Here is a 1,895-nt window from a genome sequence, read left to right on the forward strand (position 1 = left end):
AAGAGCTGGGAGCAGACCATGTCATCAACGGTGGCGAAGCTGATGTGCTGAATGAGATTGCCCGCATCACCCATGGCACGGGAGCAGACGCGGCGATCGACTGTTCGGGAAGTCCATATGCCGAAAACAATGCGCTGGACTGTGTCAGAGCCCACGGCAGGGTCGCTTTTATAGGAGAAAGCAGGGAAACAACGATCAAACCGAGTGACCAGCTCATCCGCAAGCAGATTACGTTAATTGGCTCATGGTACTTTCCCATCCATGAGTATGACGAAATTGCAGATTTTATCATCAAAAAGGAATTGCCTGTCGAAAAGCTGGTGACACACACGTTCAAACTGGAAGAAGCGGAACGCGCCTTCCAACTCTTTGATGAACGGAAGACAGAAAAGGCGGTTTTTGTTTGGGAATGACCCGTTTCAAGAGAGAGGAGATGTAGAAGTGAAAGGAATATCTTTTAATACATGGGTGTACAGCAGTTTTCCGGTTTGGGTACCTTCCTATCCGTTGGATGAGGTCATAAGCAGGCTGTCTTCCTTTGGCTATGATGCGATCGAAATCGGGTGTGCGAGCCCCCATGCCTGGCCTGATTATTTATCAGGCGACAGAAGGCAGGAGGTGCTCAAGCTTCTAAAGCAAAAGGATTTGAAGGTATCGGCGATGCTTCCTGCACCAGGGGGCGGTCCCGGCATGAATGTCAGTTCTCCGCTTGCCGAAGAACGGGAATTCACGATTAATCATTACAAAAAGATTGTGCAGCTCGCTCATGAATGGGAGTGTCCGACTGTCATCTATGTTGCGGGCTGGGTGGTTCATGGAACTTCACAAAAGGACGCCTGGAATTACAGCCTGGAAGGATTGGGGGAAGTGGCGAAATTTTCGGAGGAGCTTGGTATAACACTGGTGGTCGAACCCACTCCCGCAGACAGCAATCTTATTGAAACAGCGGATGATGCTCTGCTGTTAAGCGAGCAGACAGGCGCCTCTAATGTAAAAGTCATGTTTGATACCTTCCATGCTCTCTATCGAAACGAAGTGCCCAGTGACTATATCTACCGGATGGCCGATCAGCTGCACCATGTTCACATTTCGGATAATGACCGCCTTCCTCCCGGACAGGGCAGAGGGGACTTTGATGCCGTAATAAAGGCTTTGAAGGATATTAAATATGACGGCTACTTGTCCATGGAGGTTGGGTTTCATACCAGACAGTCGGAACCAGACTGGTACGCCAAAACGTCGATTGAGTTTTTGAAATCGAAGCTGCAGGATAAACGAAAGATTGTGAGTTTATAACAATTAAAAGGGAGAGATCGAAATGGCGCAAAAAATTAAAGACCATAACGGTGAACCTGTTATCCATGGCCGTGAAACAGTAAATGGTGTTCGTCTTCACTACTATACAGCTGGACAAGGGGAACCGGTTGTCCTCTTGCATGGTGTTCCCAAGACGTCGTATTACTGGCGAAATGTGGTGCCGAAGCTATCCGGGAACTACACGGTTGTCGTACCCGACCTTCGCGGGTTCGGGGATTCGGGCCGTACGCTCGATGGATATGATATGCCCAATATGGCCGAGGATATTGCTCAGCTTATGACGGCGTTGGGCCACGAAACGTTCTATCTTGTAGGTGAGGATTGGGGAGCGGCAGCTGCTTATGCGTTGACGGCGAAATATCCTGAACGAGTAAAAAAACTAGTGTATCAGGAAATGCTTCTTCCCGGGTTCGGTCTTGAAGAGTGGTCCCATTTAACCCTTGAGAATGTAAAAACAAATCATTGGATTTGGCATATCAATTTTTACAATGTGCGTGATTTTCCTGAACTTTTAATTAGCGGACGTGAAAAAGCCTATTTTTCTCACTTTATTAGACATGAATGTTATGACCCTACTG

Annotated in this window: 3 protein-coding genes; all 3 read left to right on the forward strand. The window is 47.9% G+C overall.

What is annotated here, in order from left to right; all coding sequences use genetic code 11:
* Window positions 1-413: zinc-binding dehydrogenase (locus tag ABHN01_RS24285; RefSeq protein WP_429877679.1), on the forward strand; the 413-nt coding region annotated here is incomplete at its 5' end.
* A gap of 28 nt (window positions 414-441) precedes the next feature.
* The gene (locus ABHN01_RS24290) at window positions 442-1,296 is read left to right on the forward strand and encodes a sugar phosphate isomerase/epimerase family protein (RefSeq protein ID WP_429877680.1); all 855 of its coding nucleotides are present in this window, start codon (window positions 442-444) and stop codon (window positions 1,294-1,296) included.
* A gap of 22 nt (window positions 1,297-1,318) precedes the next feature.
* A partial coding sequence (locus ABHN01_RS24295) for an alpha/beta fold hydrolase (protein ID WP_429877681.1) occupies window positions 1,319-1,895 on the forward strand: 577 nt, incomplete at its 3' end.

It is taken from the genome of Fictibacillus sp. NRS-1165, assembly GCF_050468105.1.
GTDB lineage: Bacteria > Bacillota > Bacilli > Bacillales > Fictibacillaceae > Fictibacillus_C > Fictibacillus_C terrinigri.